Origin of the sequence: Bradyrhizobium brasilense, from assembly GCF_029714345.1 — a bacterium.
In the GTDB taxonomy this organism is placed as follows: Bacteria; Pseudomonadota; Alphaproteobacteria; order Rhizobiales; family Xanthobacteraceae; genus Bradyrhizobium; species Bradyrhizobium australafricanum.
The window spans coordinates 1,668,992-1,681,653 of sequence record NZ_CP121669.1 but is presented as its reverse complement, the minus strand read 5'-3'; the positions used below and the strand labels follow the sequence as shown (position 1 = coordinate 1,681,653).

The following is a 12,662-nucleotide window of genomic DNA, read 5'->3' as shown; positions in this document are numbered from 1 at the left end:
TGTCTCTCGTGTCTGATTGCTGCGGTGGGTGGCGCGACCGCTTCTCGCGGAACGGCTGCCAGGCCTCGATGTAGCGGGCCATCATCATGCGTCGAAGTCTGGCACCGCATCGTCGCGCCGGGCTCACGTCGGCTTTTTGGCTTCCGCAAAGCGCTTGCGTTTCTCCCGAAAGGCCGCGACAGCTTCTTTGCGATCGGGGCTCTTGAAGGTCAGCGCCTCGAGCGCCATCGCGGTATCTAGATTGAGATGCACCTGCTCCTTGAGCAACTTGTTGACGCTGTATTTCGTCCAGACGATAGCGTTGCGGGGACCGCCCGCGAGCAGCTCGGCGTATCCGATCGCATGATCAAGAACAGTACCTTCCGGCACGACCTTGTTGATCATCCCTGCAGCCGCCGCGTCTTCCGCCGAAATGAAGTCACCGGTCATCAAGAAGTGTTTAGCCCGCGCCGGACCCAGGAGAAGCGGCCAGATTACAGCGCCCCCATCTCCGGCGACGACACCGGCCGTAACATGCGTATCGGCGAAACGGGCGCTCGGCTGGGCAAAGATAACGTCGCAAAACAGGGCGAGCGTGGCGCCCAACCCGACCGCCACGCCGTTTACGGCAGCGATGACGGGGGACTCGACTTCGAGGATGTTCCTGATGAGATGTCGACCCGAGCGCGTGGGCGATATCGGATGCCCGCCGGTATCAAGCGCGTTCTGATCACCTCCTGAGCAGAAGCCTCGACCAGCGCCGGTGAGCACTATGGCCTTCACCGCGGGGGCCCTATCGAGGTCCACGAACACCTCCTCCAACGCGGTATGCATAGGCCAATTGATGGCGTTGAGGATTTCAGGCCGGTTCATGGTTATGACGGCCACACCGCTCGGACGTATCTCTACGAGCAAGTCTTCATATTTTTTGTCTTTCATCTTCAGTCTCCAGTTCTTCAAATAGGCGTCAGGCCGAAGCCGCAGGATTACGGACTGCGCCATCGACGGTCCCGGCGGCCGCCTTGGCGTTCTCGAAGGCCTCGCGCTCGGCATAATGGGCGGGGCGGGCGGCGCGGATGTCGGCAAGGATCGCGTCGGACGTGCGCACGACCGACCGGTGGTTTTTGAACCTCGGGATGACGTACTTGCCGAACAGCTCGATCGACTTCATCAGCTCCTTGTGCGGCATGCCATCGATGCGCAGCGCGAGCGCGTCGATGCCCATGTCGACGAACCGCTGGACCTGCTTGGTGCAGGTCTCGACGTCGCCGACGATGAAGCTGCCCGACTCGTCGAACAGATAGCGCTCATTCTTGAAGTCGATGTTCTTGATCTTGCCGAGCGATCCGTAGTCGGCGGACAGCTTCGACAGCCGCTCATAAGCGTCGATGGACAAGGCGACGCTATGGGCCAGCGTGGCCGCCCACCGCTCCGCCTCCTCGTTTGTATCGGCGCAATGCATTCCGCCGGATATCACCGCCACCTTCTGCGCCTGCACGGGATATACGTGCTCGGCGCTCGCCAGCTCCTTGTCATAGAGCTCGGCCGACCTCTGCACGGAGGCGAACCCGCTATAGCCGCCGCCCATCATGGCGCCGATGCCCATGTGCGCGGCGGCGGTGATCGATTGCGAGCTCGAAGTCGCCATCATGATTGGCGGATAGGGCAGCGTCACGTGCTTGGGCGTCAGGCTGCGCGGCGGAATCTTGTAATGCTCGCCGACGAAAGAGAAGGTGTCGTTCGATAGCGCCCGGCGGATGACCTCAATGCCCTCTATCTGCTGCGCCTTGGTCTCCTCGGGGTCGACCTCGAAGGCGCGCAGCGCGAGGGTGGTGTTGCCGCGGCCGACGGCAAGCCCGACGCGGCCGTTCGACAGGATATCCTCGGTCGCCAGCCGCTCCGCAACGCGCAGCGCGTGATTGATCTTCTTGGGAAGCGGCGTGATCAGGTGGATGAACTGGATCCGACTGGTTAGCGCCATCATGTACGGGTAGATCACCTCGGGTGCGGAGGTCGAGGCCGTGCCGATCGCGAAATGCTGTTCGGAGCACCCGAACGCGTCGAATCCGACTTTCTCTGCCAGGATCACTTCGTCGATGAGCTCGCGATAGCGGTGCGCGTGGGTGTGTCCCGGCTGGGTCTCTCCCTCGCTGAAGAAGATGAACCGCATGCGTTGTGCCTCCTTCGCATCTTCAATGTTAATCTACACTAACTTTATGGCCGGCAATTGCGTCCTGTCAACAACCTTTCGGTGCCGACCATCTAGAACCGTTCTTTGCAATCATGGCTCATTTACTGGTATATTGTCCAATAAGCGCGCGATGGAATATTCAGCCCCCTCGCCTAGCGATCTGGCGGCGGTCCAGAAAAGTGAATACATATTTACATGAGAATGAAATGAGATGTTCACATGATCCGTTCATTGAGCCCGGGACAGACGATGCTGGCGCGCGGGATGACACGGTGCCTCGCGGCCGCCACGTGGTACGGTGCGCCTCAATGAATATTCAGCCATTACCGATCAAGCGGGCATACAGCAGCGGGCGGCGCGAGCAGTTGATCGCGGTCGCTGCTGAACTCTTCCTGCAGCACTCATACGACGCGGTCACAGTTGAAATGATCGCTGCGCGCGCCGGCATCACTGGTCCTGGATTGTATCGCCACTTCCAGAACAAGCAGGCAGTCCTGATCGCGGTTCTGGAGGAACCGACGCAGATCGTGCACGAGGTTGTGAAACGGATCGCGGAGACGACGAAGGACCCAAAGGCCGCCATGATAGCGATGGTCGAGTCGCACATCCGGTTGATCCTTAAAGGACCACCAAGCACGCTGATCTTCACCAAGAACGAGCACGCTCTTCCTGAACACGACCACAGACGGATCCGGCGCGAGATGGCGTTGTACGCCGAAGAGTGGATTTCCGTGATAATCCCGCTGCGGCCCGACCTGTCCGAACCCGAGGCACGACTGCTGACCCAGGCCGTGTTCTCCATGCTCAACACCGCTGCGACGCTTAGGAAGGGCCTCGACGAGGAGTCGATCTTCTCCACTATGCGGCAGGCCGCGCTGCACGCGCTGCTCGGCCGCGGCGACCTCTGATCTACACCTGTCCTGCCGGCGCAAACCCTATCGATCTGACGGTCCTCGCGGCCGCAGAATCCCACGCATTAGCTATGGCTGCACATGAGAGATCGCACTGTGAGGCGCGTCCCGCACAGGCCAGGTTTTGCCTAATTTCCTTCGGCGCTAGTTACGGAGGCGTGTGGTGCTTGATGTTAGCAGGCTTTCCCTTAGGTCCGGCGGGCCAGGCGTCCTCAAGCGCAGCACCGCGACGACGCTACGGTGAGTCGCCTACAAGGCTTCTGCACATACCGGTCTAAGGGAAAGCAATATGCATCTGGTCCTCCAACAATTCATTGATGCAATAGTCAGCGCCGAAGATGCCGAAGGCTTCTCCAATGCGCTGGCAGAAACAGCATCGGCTTTGGACCTATCGTGCTTCGCTTATCTCGCTCTCCAGAGCGAAGAAGACAGGAAGCCCCGGCTCATCTCAACATATCCAACGCGATGGACGACCCATTATCTAGATAAGAAATACCAAGTCATTGATCCCGTCATTCGAAAAGCCCTTCAGAGCCCGGAGCCCTTTCGATGGGGAATCGATTTTCGATCACAAACCAGTTCAAAAGAGCAGCGGCGACTATTCGATGAAGCCGCGCAATGCGGAATCCGGTTCGGCTTCACGGTGCCGATTCACGATGGGCATGGGCCAATCTCCGCATTGACCTTCGCTACTGACGAGAGCCGGCCACAATTCGAGAAATGCATTGATTCGTACACGCGTGTCCTTCAACTCATGGCAATGTATTTTCATGCTCACGTTCGTCGCAAGCTCGGACACGAACGTGGTCTCGACGGAATTCGGCTATCGCGCCGCGAAGTAGAATGTTTGGAGTGGGCGGCTCGAGGAAAGAGCTCTTGGGAAATCGGCTGCATTCTCGGTATCTCGCGCAACACGGTTGCGTATTACTTAGAGAATGCGAAGGAAAAGCTCGGCGTACGCACAATCGCGCAGGCCGTAACACACCTGGCGGCTGCAAACAGAAAAAAGCAAAATTAGGGTGCCCTCCCCCTACAACTACAGGTGATGATTTGAGGCGATAATCGCGCTTCAACGAAGGCTATTCAACACTACTGGAGGGATTATGATCCAGTTGATCACACCACCTTCGTACGGAGAGCTTTCCGACACTCTCGTTGAGATGCATCGGTTGCGGCATCGTGTCTTCAAACTGCGCATGGCATGGGAAGTCGAGACCAGCGGCGACATGGAGATCGACGAATTCGACGCGCTGCATCCTGACTATCTGATCCAGGTAGGTGAAAACGGCCAAGTGCAAGGTTCCGTACGCCTGCTCCCCACGCTTGGCCCGACCATGCTTCGCGACATCTTTCCCGCGCTTCTTGAAGATCAACCCGCGCCGTCAACTCCGCTAGTATGGGAAAGCAGCAGGTTCGCTATCGACATTGCAGCCGACGCCCCCAAAGGAAATCACGGCATAACTCGCGCCGCATACGAGTTGTTTGCCGGAATGGTCGAGTTCGGGCTCTCACGACAACTCACTGATATCGTTACTGTCACAGATCTCCGAATGGAGCGAATCCTTCGACGGGTCGGTTGGCCGCTGCGACGCATTGGCAATCCGGCCACAATCGGCAAAACCGTGGCCTTGGCGGGTTACCTTGCGATTTCGAGCGAAGTCCTCCGGAATCTCCGCAAGGCTGGGGGTCTTTCGACACCGACTCTCTGGATGCCAGTAATCTTTGCTGCCGCCTAGAACGATCCCTGCCAATGAACGAGATTAGAGGTCCTCGCCTGGATCGGGGACTTCCTGTCTTGTGGTTTGTTACCGAGCTTCGAAAATGACAGAACCCGGGATCCGACACAATCGGCGGAACGCAGCGAGCTCGATTGACCTGCAACAGCTTCGATTCGCCGTTGTTGCCAGCGACTACGGGAGCTTTCGACGAGCCGCTGCTGTCCTTTCGATCAAGCACACTGTCCTGAGCCGATCCATCGGTCAGCTTGAATATCTGGTTGGGACTTCACTATTCGAGCGCTCCAGCGGAGGAATCAAGCCCACTATCGCTGGGCAAGCGGTTTTGCGAATTGCGCGGCTGATCCTGGAACAGGTCGACATACTCGTTGAAACCGGGAGGTCTGGTGGTCGCGGCGATACTGGCCATCTCGTTATTGGCTTCTACACGTCCGTGTCTACCGGCAATTTGCGGGCGACTATAGGTGAATTTAAGAAGCGGCTCCCGCAGATCGAATTGGCAACGATGGAACGCTCTCGCTTTCATCTGATGACCGCGCTGCGTAACGGGACCGTCGACGTCGTCGTTAGCCCTGGACGTCTGGCTTCAATGGACGTCAAATCACTACTGCTGTGGAGCGAGCGCATCTTGATCTCGTTGCCTCAGGATCACTGCCTAGCGGCGCGCGAGACCATCTATTGGGTCGATTTGCGCAACGAAAAGATACTTCTAAGCAAGATTGATCCAGGACGAGAGCTCGAGGATCTCCTGATTTCGAAGCTCGCCTCACCTGACGACCGGCCCGCAGTAGAGCGCCACGACGTAAGCCGCGGCATTATCAAAAATCTGACGAGTATGGGCATGGGGCTCAGTCTGGTGATGGAATCGGATATCGGCGCAAGTTTCGCTGGGCTTGTGTACCGGGAATTGCACGACGGGACAGGACCTAGCCGGGTAGACTTCTTTGCGCATTGGCGCGACGACAATGAAAATCCGGCTCTAAACCGTTTCCTCAATCTGTTGGCAGAGCGCTATTCCTCGCTTCCACCGGCTCTCGAGGGGTGACCGGCTCGTCTCGCCTTTGCAAATCCGCGGTCCGTGGCCATAAAGCGAGCTAGCATCGGTGCGATCAATTTCGCCGGATCGATGCGCTGCCCACTTTCGCTTGCCAAGGCCTCTGCATAGGCGACGAGATTCCGATGCACTGATGCCGGAAGTTCGGCGGCGACCTTGACCGGCTTGTCGTCCGGCAGTGTTGCTATTTTAAGCTTGGGCATGCCGTTACCCTCCGTATGGCACAAGTATGAGGTCGCGATTGACGAGAACGCGGACTGGAAAGCCAGGTCGCACGGTTAGAGTGGGTTGGATGTTGAGACTGCGCCGAACCACCTGTTGTCCGGTTTGATTCAGCGAGTCGGAGGCGCCATGCCGCAATGCCTGGATGATGGCGCTGTCGTTGCTATTGGTGTCCGAGCCAGCCCCCAGTTCGGTCCCGATCGCCAGAAACGTCGATAGTGCCGCAGCCTTGAAGAGTTCGCCCCAGTGGTTGTCGACCTGGTCTTCGAGACCTGCATATCCCGCGGTGTCAGCGCCAGGCTGCCGCTCGAGAACGATTGAACGTCCATTCGGCATGATCAGCCGGGTCCAAACGAGCAGGACACGGGACTGGCCGAAAGTGACCTGACTATCGTAGATACCGATCAGGCGCGCACCCTGAGGCCGCTGTATTGCCGGCTGGTCGATGCGTTTTTCGGCATGGCCAGCGGCGCTTTCGCCGCGGCCGTACCCCAGGGCTGAACCCATGGCACGCGTCCGTCCTCAAGCTCGGCAATGATCTTGTTGGTAATTTCGCTATAGAGGTTCGCCCGATCCTGGCCGGCGCGCGCGCAAGCAGTACGGTTTGACATCGCGGGTCTCCGCGACGGGCGCCGCGAGCCTCTCTCGCAGCTTGTAACCCGTCGCGGAAAAAGCCAGCCTGCACTCTTACTCTCAGCCTCTTCGCAATCTGCCTTAGGCCGCAGGCCGCATCAGGCGTGCGCCAGCGGCGCATCGCCTTCGAGAAATGGCACCCGGAGAGCGTGAGCATAGCGACCCGAAGGGGCACGCGGGTCCGAGTGCAGCGACGAGACCGGTTAAAAGGGCACCCGGGAACGGGGCAGTGATAGCGATCGCCGCAGGCGAGCCCCTTTCCCGAGTGCCCCCGGCGAGGAGCTCCACATCTCCTTGCGCGAGGGATCGAAGCCGGATGGCGCAGACGCAAAGCGGCTCGGTTCACGAGAGCCCGGCGCGGCGGAAGCCGCACGCGCGCAAGCGGGAGAACCAGCAGTCGGAGGACCTAAATTTCCTCGCGCGCATTCGTCTGCGCGTCATAGATCCTGATCTGAAGCATGGGAAAACGTTTCTTTAGTTCTACTCCACCTGCCCTGGCACCGTCTCTAGTTGCAAATTCGGCTTTGAGTCGGCCGTCCACTTCAAGTGCATAACCAGAAGCCGGCAGTTCACGGGTGGCAGCAACCATTTCATTCCCATTGTGCAGCGAGGTATTGGGAATGATGACGTAGCGTGAGTCGCCTGAACCGCGCTAGACTAGAGCCGCCCGCAAAAACGCGGTGACCGGTCATCGCACGTTTTAGATTGACGCCTCGCACTGAATCCCCATCAATGATGGGCATTTGCATCGTCCGAACATGCAGACGGGTTTCCGCTGGCGCGGATGCATGCACGATAGAGCCACGGCTTGACGTAGCTACCCTTCCACATCCCCTCACCCGCGCGCTCCGCTTCGCGCTGAGCTTCGTGATATCTGCCCTTCGAGTATTGAGGCCAATCCAACGCCAGACCGTTGCGCACAAGCCATTCCCCGAGATCCCTGCCTGCCACCGAACAGGTCGCGACCGTGCGGCCATACCGGTCGACGCTGAGCGGGACACAGTTGACGGGGCGCCGGGCAATGTAAGCATCGAGATCGTTCGCAGCCTTCGAACCACAGCGGTATTGCAAGCTGTCCTCACCGCGGCATAGCTGAGTGCTCTCCGGAGCATCCACACCCCAAAGGCGGATCCGCGTTCCATGAATTTCCAACGTGTCACCGTCAATGACACTGGCCTGACCGACAAAGCTGTCGGCAAGGGCCGTGCTCGATAGCAACAGGAGCATCCATACAAGGACTCGGCGTTTGATCATGGTGTTGGGTACCAGCGATTACCGCAGATTGCGGGGATTGAATTTCGGCCAGTTCTGCCGCGGCTTCGGCCAGCGGCCCAGGAAACGCTTCCAGAACAGGATCGCATCCATCTGCCAAGTAAACTCATAGACCTTCTAAACGCCGTCGCTCATTATGACTTCACCCGTTGCGTTGAAGGGCAGGCTGTTTCGCTTGCAGAGCGCGTAGACTCACCCCAGTGCTCGCGGATATAGCGATCCTCCAGAGCCACGTGATGCGGCCGGTCGGCACGCCAGCGCGGACCGCCCCCACGTGAATAGCAGCCCTGGCGCGGCATCAGGAATTCGGGGATGCGCGCGATCGCCTTGCCGATCCGGCGCGCCTCATCCGACGAAAGCTTGCCGACGCCGAAGCTGTAGCGCTGCGCGTCATTGCGGCAATAGAGCCACGCCAGGGTCCCGGTTCAGCATTTTGCTTGTTGCGGTGGTGCTTCGGGATCATGCCGGATCCCCATTCTTACGCACCTTTAGCTTGAAGTGCGGCACCGTCGTGCTGCGCCACCATGCAATGCGTCCCCGCATTCCATGCAAGGCTTGCCGTCATCGTCGATTGAAAGTGATTGGGTGAGCGTCACCGCGTATATCGCACCGCAGTGCGGACACGCGTAGTCCTCTCCCGATTCCCATGACTGCGTCATGGCCGGAAATATGCGCCGCCGCCTGTCAACAAGGCAGTGGCGGAATACGCAACTATCAAATCGCCACCCCCTTTTCTGAGCCTGCACATCGTCAGAAACGACAGCCGAGAGTGGCGTCATCGGGCACGCCCACCCGCTACCTTTCGCTAGTGTTTCTCGACAAAGCCCGCCCTGGTGATAGGAGGGGAACGAATGGCGGACACAACGATTCGTCCTATCGGGAGCCATTTCGATGCTGATGACGCGTGAACGAAGGCCGCCGATACGGACGCTGCGCGGATGGGCGATCCATGTCCTCCAGGAAGCCAGCGCCATCCGCGAGTGCGAGGAGCACGGCTGGATGCAGGACCGCGCCGATCCGCATGCAAGGAAGCGGGCCTTCGATATCGCCCGCGTAGACCCGCCCGCAGGCGTCTCCCCTGATGCGGCGGCGGCCGAGGTTCGTGACGTGCTGAACTCGATCGGTGATACCTGCCCAGAATGCCCTGCTGATTAGAAGGACCGGCGCCGTGCGTGACGGAAGCTAACCCCGCGCGCGCCGCAGCGTAGCTTCCAATCGCTCCTTCTCCTTATCCCAGCGGGCTTTTTCGGCTTGCGATCTCTTCTCGATAACCTCGACCTCGGCCTGGATGGCGGCGACCCGCTTCGCGTGCTCTTGCTCAGCCTTGTCCAGCGCAGCCTGCGCCTTGTCGATCGCCTGCTGACGCCGTTCCCGGTCCTTCTGCCTGGCAGTCTCTTCCTTCGCCTGTTCAAGCTGGCGCCGCTTCTGCTCCGTTTCGAAGGCGAGCGCGGCCTTCCGCTCCGCCGCCTTGTCGACGGGACGCGAGGAAGGCTTCTTCGCCCCGGGGCCCTTCGATTTGCGCTCGGCTTTCGCCGAACTTCTGCCGCCGCCAAGATCGGTGGTCAGTCCGGCATGTTCGCTGAAGGATCCGTCGGATCCAACCGGACGCCTGAGAACAACGCCAGGCTTCTTCATGGTCGCAGCGATGACGTCCGGATCGTCGCTTTCCTTCGCCGCGCCCTGATGGAAGAGATTGCTGTGGGCGCCCCATGCTTCGAGGGCCGCTTTCATGGAGGGAGCGGCGATCGCCAGATCGAAGAAGCCCAGCGAAGTCTGGTACGTCTTGAGCTTTCTCGCCATGTCACCCTTCCCGCCTACCGACGCGATCATTTGATCCGTCGTTCAGTCTACCTCGGGAGCGGGGGTTCTTCGAAGCGAGCGCATAGCGCGGCCGGTCCGGCAAATAGATAGCGACCGCCCCGGCGTCATCGGATGTTTCACGATAGGCTAGGCCGACTTTCGCTGCGGCTTCGCGGCGGGCTTTTTCGCCGCACCCTCCTTGACCGCTTTTTTGCCGGTGATCGGCATCAGCATTTCCTTCTGCGCAGCGGCCGCCTTGCGCGGCTTCTTGGCCGGCTTCTTCGGCGCCTCAGTCGGGGCCGTCGCCTCTCGTCCGATGCTCTTACGCAACGCGTCCATCAGGTCCACGACGTTCTCACCGCGAGGACGCGCTTTCGCGGTGATCGGCTTGCCGGCGCGCTTCTGATTGATGAGATCGATGAGGGCGGTTTCGTACTGGTCTTCGAACTTGTTCGGCTCGAAGTGGCCCGCCTTCTGATTGACGATGTGCTTGGCGAGATCAAGCATGTCTTTGGTAACTTTGACATCCTGAATGTCATCGAAATACTCATCCGCGGAACGGACTTCGTAGGGGTAGCGCAGTAGCGTGCCCATCAGTCCCTTGTCGAGAGGCTCGAGCGCGATGATGTGCTCGCGATTGGTCAGCACCACGCGGCCAATTGCGACCTTGTTCATCTCGCGGATGGTTTCCCGAATGACGGCGAAGGCATCGTGTCCGACTTTACCGTCGGGACGCAGGTAGTAGGGACGAATGAGATATCGCGGATCGATCTCGCTGCGGTCAACGAATTCGTCAATCTCTATGGTTCGCGTCGATTCCAGCGCGACGTTCTCAAGCTCCTCCTTGGTCACCTCGATGAAGGTATCGGTATCAACCTTGTACCCCTTGACGATGTCCTCGTTGTCGACCTCCTCGCCGGTGTCGGCGTCGACCTTGGCGTACTTGATCCGATGGCCAGTCTTTCGGTTCAGCTGGTTGAACGAGACCTTTTCGGATTCCGAGGTGGCCGGATAGAGCGCAACCGGACAGGTGACGAGGGAAAGACGCAGAAAGCCTTTCCAGTTGGCGCGTGGGGCCATCGCGGGGAACTCCATTACTGATGCCGGATTCAAGACGAACGGCTCACCTTGGTTCCGACACCGCGACCGGTCCGACGGGCCGATTTTTCTCCACCTCCACCCTTGGACGGACTCGACATTTGTTCATGTTATGTTCTAATTGAGAATGACCGATCGACCCGCAAGCTGGCGCATGCCGACCCCGAAGCAGATGGAAAAGCTGGCCGCTGAAGCCGTCCGTAGGCCGAGCCCCTCCACCGCGGCTCCGGATGCGCCGCTTCCGGCCGGATACTGGAAATCGGTCCTCGAAGACCCTCGCGCCGGCACGACCGGGACCCAGATGCGGCAGCGGCGTCTCTCCGAAATTCAGCGCCACGTGCTGCGCGTCTCCTGCCGCCGCTGCGAGCGGACCTTGGAAATCCAGACCGCCGATGCGGTCCGCTTGTACGGCGGCAACGCGCTCTGGAAGGACGTCGCGCAGCGGCTGCTCGACAACACCTGCCAGCAGCGCACCGGCAGGCATGAAGAAGACGGGTGCTGGCCAGCATTCGAGACGCCGTAGCCGCTCTGGATTTGCCGATCCGATCTCTTTGCGCCTGGATGTCCGGATGGCCCCGAAGTATCACCCTACGCCCCTGTCGGGCGGCGATCGCAAGGCTCTGGCGAAAGAGCTCGGCAAGGCGCGTGCAATGGCTAACATCCTGGCTACCCAATCGGCGGAAATGCGGGCCAAAGGCGAGGCGATGATCCAGCAAGCCGATAGGCTGCTTTGCGAAAGCTGGAACGAGCGCATGTGGAGTGACGGCGAACCGATCGATCCGTCGCCGACCATCGATCAAGCCGTGAACGGAGGCTTCCCCTGGCTGGAGATCAGGTGCGCGCGCTGTAAGACGCCGAGCGACGTGGATCTCGCGGCGATGAAGCACCCGCCGACCACGTTCGTGCACGATCTCGCCAGCCGGCTGCGCTGCCGCAAATGCGCCAAGGCGGGCCGGCGTCCATCCGCGACTCTGCTACAGTTGACGTGGCAGCCGCGCCACCCTCGGGCCGAATCCTGACCGATGTGCAATCTTTATTCGATCACGACCAACCAAGCCGCGATCAGCGCGCTGTTCCGCGTCGTGAACCGATACGTTGGCAACCTGGCGCCAATTCCGGGGGTCTTTCCTGACTACCAGGCACCGATCGTGCGCAATGGGGCTGAGGGCCGCGAACTTGTGACGGCGCGGTGGGGAATGCCGTCGTCGTCAAAGGCACTGATGGACGCCACCAAGAAACGTGCCGAGAAGCTGCAGGCCAAGGGCAAGACGGTCGATTTCAAGGAACTGCTACGATTGGAGCCGGACGGGGGCACGACAAACATCCGCAACGTGAAGAGCAAACACTGGGCTCGTTGGCTCAGCCCCGAGCATCGTTGCATAGTGCCGTTTAACTCCTTCAGCGAGTTCAACAAGGCCGAGGGCGGTGATATCTGGTTCGCGCTCGATGAGACCCGTCCCCTCGCCTGCTTCGCCGGCATCTGGACCAACTGGACGTCCGTCCGGAAGATCAAGGAAGGTGAGACGACCAACGACCTGTACGCGTTCCTCACGACAGACCCGAACGCCGAGGTCGGTGCCATCCACCCGAAGGCAATGCCGGTGATCCTGACGACGGCGGACGAGGTCGAGGCCTGGATGATGGCTCCTCTGGACGAGGCCCTGAAGCTGCAGCGGCCGCTTGCCGACGGAACGCTCCGGATCGTCGCCCGCGGCGTCAAGGAAGACACGGCCGGGCTAGCGACGTGACCATCGAGGACGATGACG

The 12,662-nt window shown here is 60.0% G+C and carries 15 protein-coding genes and 2 pseudogenes; 8 read left to right on the top strand and 9 right to left on the bottom strand.

All coding sequences use genetic code 11. The features are described from left to right. Positions 1–123: 123 nt before the first annotated feature. Together QA635_RS07680 and QA635_RS07675 are read right to left on the bottom strand one after the other, a co-directional pair. The gene (locus QA635_RS07680; protein WP_283068188.1) at positions 124–918 is read right to left on the bottom strand and encodes an enoyl-CoA hydratase/isomerase family protein; all 795 of its coding nucleotides are present in this window, start codon (positions 916–918) and stop codon (positions 124–126) included. 28 nt (positions 919–946) lie between these two features. Then, complete coding sequence (locus QA635_RS07675) at positions 947–2,149, bottom strand: LLM class flavin-dependent oxidoreductase (protein ID WP_283068187.1); 1,203 nt, start codon at positions 2,147–2,149, stop codon at positions 947–949. Positions 2,150–2,478: 329 nt separating this feature from the next. Here QA635_RS07675 and QA635_RS07670 point away from each other — a divergent pair, with 329 nt between their 5' ends. The 4 genes from QA635_RS07670 (at position 2,479) to QA635_RS07655 (ending at position 5,862) form a co-directional block, all read left to right on the top strand. After that, positions 2,479–3,078: a TetR/AcrR family transcriptional regulator gene (locus QA635_RS07670; RefSeq protein WP_283068186.1), complete on the top strand. Its 600-nt coding sequence runs from the start codon at positions 2,479–2,481 to the stop codon at positions 3,076–3,078. A 292-nt stretch (positions 3,079–3,370) separates the two neighbouring features. Beyond that, positions 3,371–4,099 carry a LuxR family transcriptional regulator gene (locus tag QA635_RS07665; protein WP_283068185.1) on the top strand — a complete coding sequence of 243 codons (729 nt, stop codon included), beginning with the start codon at positions 3,371–3,373 and terminating at the stop codon, positions 4,097–4,099. Between the two features lie 85 nt (positions 4,100–4,184). Continuing rightward, the gene (locus QA635_RS07660; RefSeq protein ID WP_283068184.1) at positions 4,185–4,817 is read left to right on the top strand and encodes an acyl-homoserine-lactone synthase; all 633 of its coding nucleotides are present in this window, start codon (positions 4,185–4,187) and stop codon (positions 4,815–4,817) included. 85 nt (positions 4,818–4,902) lie between these two features. Next, positions 4,903–5,862 carry a LysR family transcriptional regulator gene (locus QA635_RS07655; RefSeq protein WP_283068183.1) on the top strand — a complete coding sequence of 320 codons (960 nt, stop codon included), beginning with the start codon at positions 4,903–4,905 and terminating at the stop codon, positions 5,860–5,862. Here QA635_RS07655 and QA635_RS07650 read toward each other — a convergent pair. The 5 genes and pseudogenes from QA635_RS07650 to QA635_RS07630 all read right to left on the bottom strand — a co-directional run bounded on the left by QA635_RS07650 (position 5,829) and on the right by QA635_RS07630 (position 7,980). Next, positions 5,829–6,074 carry a DUF2274 domain-containing protein gene (locus QA635_RS07650; protein ID WP_283068182.1) on the bottom strand — a complete coding sequence of 82 codons (246 nt, stop codon included), beginning with the start codon at positions 6,072–6,074 and terminating at the stop codon, positions 5,829–5,831. The two genes, QA635_RS07655 and QA635_RS07650, sit on opposite strands and share 34 nt — an antisense overlap. Before the next feature lie 4 nt (positions 6,075–6,078). Next, positions 6,079–6,519 (bottom strand): annotated as a pseudogene (locus QA635_RS07645) (TraB/TrbI/VirB10 family type IV secretion system protein); the annotation flags it as partial. Further along, a pseudogene (locus tag QA635_RS07640) lies at positions 6,507–6,704 on the bottom strand (ArdC-like ssDNA-binding domain-containing protein); the annotation flags it as partial. The pseudogenes QA635_RS07640 and QA635_RS07645, both read right to left, overlap by 13 nt. A gap of 428 nt (positions 6,705–7,132) precedes the next feature. Next, a complete protein-coding gene (locus tag QA635_RS07635; RefSeq protein WP_283068181.1) occupies positions 7,133–7,315 on the bottom strand; it encodes a hypothetical protein in 183 nt (60 codons plus the stop codon). A gap of 140 nt (positions 7,316–7,455) precedes the next feature. Continuing rightward, the gene (locus QA635_RS07630; protein ID WP_283068180.1) at positions 7,456–7,980 is read right to left on the bottom strand and encodes a thermonuclease family protein; all 525 of its coding nucleotides are present in this window, start codon (positions 7,978–7,980) and stop codon (positions 7,456–7,458) included. A gap of 909 nt (positions 7,981–8,889) precedes the next feature. Here QA635_RS07630 and QA635_RS07625 point away from each other — a divergent pair. Further along, the gene (locus QA635_RS07625) at positions 8,890–9,153 is read left to right on the top strand and encodes a hypothetical protein (protein WP_283068179.1); all 264 of its coding nucleotides are present in this window, start codon (positions 8,890–8,892) and stop codon (positions 9,151–9,153) included. Between the two features lie 27 nt (positions 9,154–9,180). Here the strand turns inward: QA635_RS07625 and QA635_RS07620 are convergent, their stop codons facing one another. Both QA635_RS07620 and ku read right to left on the bottom strand, forming a co-directional pair. Then, positions 9,181–9,798: a cell envelope biogenesis protein TolA gene (locus QA635_RS07620; protein ID WP_283068178.1), complete on the bottom strand. Its 618-nt coding sequence runs from the start codon at positions 9,796–9,798 to the stop codon at positions 9,181–9,183. A gap of 147 nt (positions 9,799–9,945) precedes the next feature. Then, positions 9,946–10,878 carry a non-homologous end joining protein Ku gene (gene ku / locus QA635_RS07615; protein WP_283068177.1) on the bottom strand — a complete coding sequence of 311 codons (933 nt, stop codon included), beginning with the start codon at positions 10,876–10,878 and terminating at the stop codon, positions 9,946–9,948. A gap of 145 nt (positions 10,879–11,023) precedes the next feature. Between ku and QA635_RS07610 the strand changes: the two genes are divergently transcribed. From QA635_RS07610 to QA635_RS07600, 3 genes are read left to right on the top strand one after another with little or no spacing between them, the layout of a single operon-like run. Then, positions 11,024–11,419 carry a hypothetical protein gene (locus QA635_RS07610; RefSeq protein ID WP_283068176.1) on the top strand — a complete coding sequence of 132 codons (396 nt, stop codon included), beginning with the start codon at positions 11,024–11,026 and terminating at the stop codon, positions 11,417–11,419. A 46-nt stretch (positions 11,420–11,465) separates the two neighbouring features. Beyond that, on the top strand, positions 11,466–11,915 hold the full coding sequence (locus QA635_RS07605) for a hypothetical protein (RefSeq protein WP_283068175.1): 450 nt from the start codon (positions 11,466–11,468) through the stop codon (positions 11,913–11,915). Between the two features lie 3 nt (positions 11,916–11,918). Further along, positions 11,919–12,644: an SOS response-associated peptidase gene (locus QA635_RS07600; RefSeq protein WP_283068174.1), complete on the top strand. Its 726-nt coding sequence runs from the start codon at positions 11,919–11,921 to the stop codon at positions 12,642–12,644. The last annotated feature ends 18 nt before the right edge of the window (positions 12,645–12,662 follow it).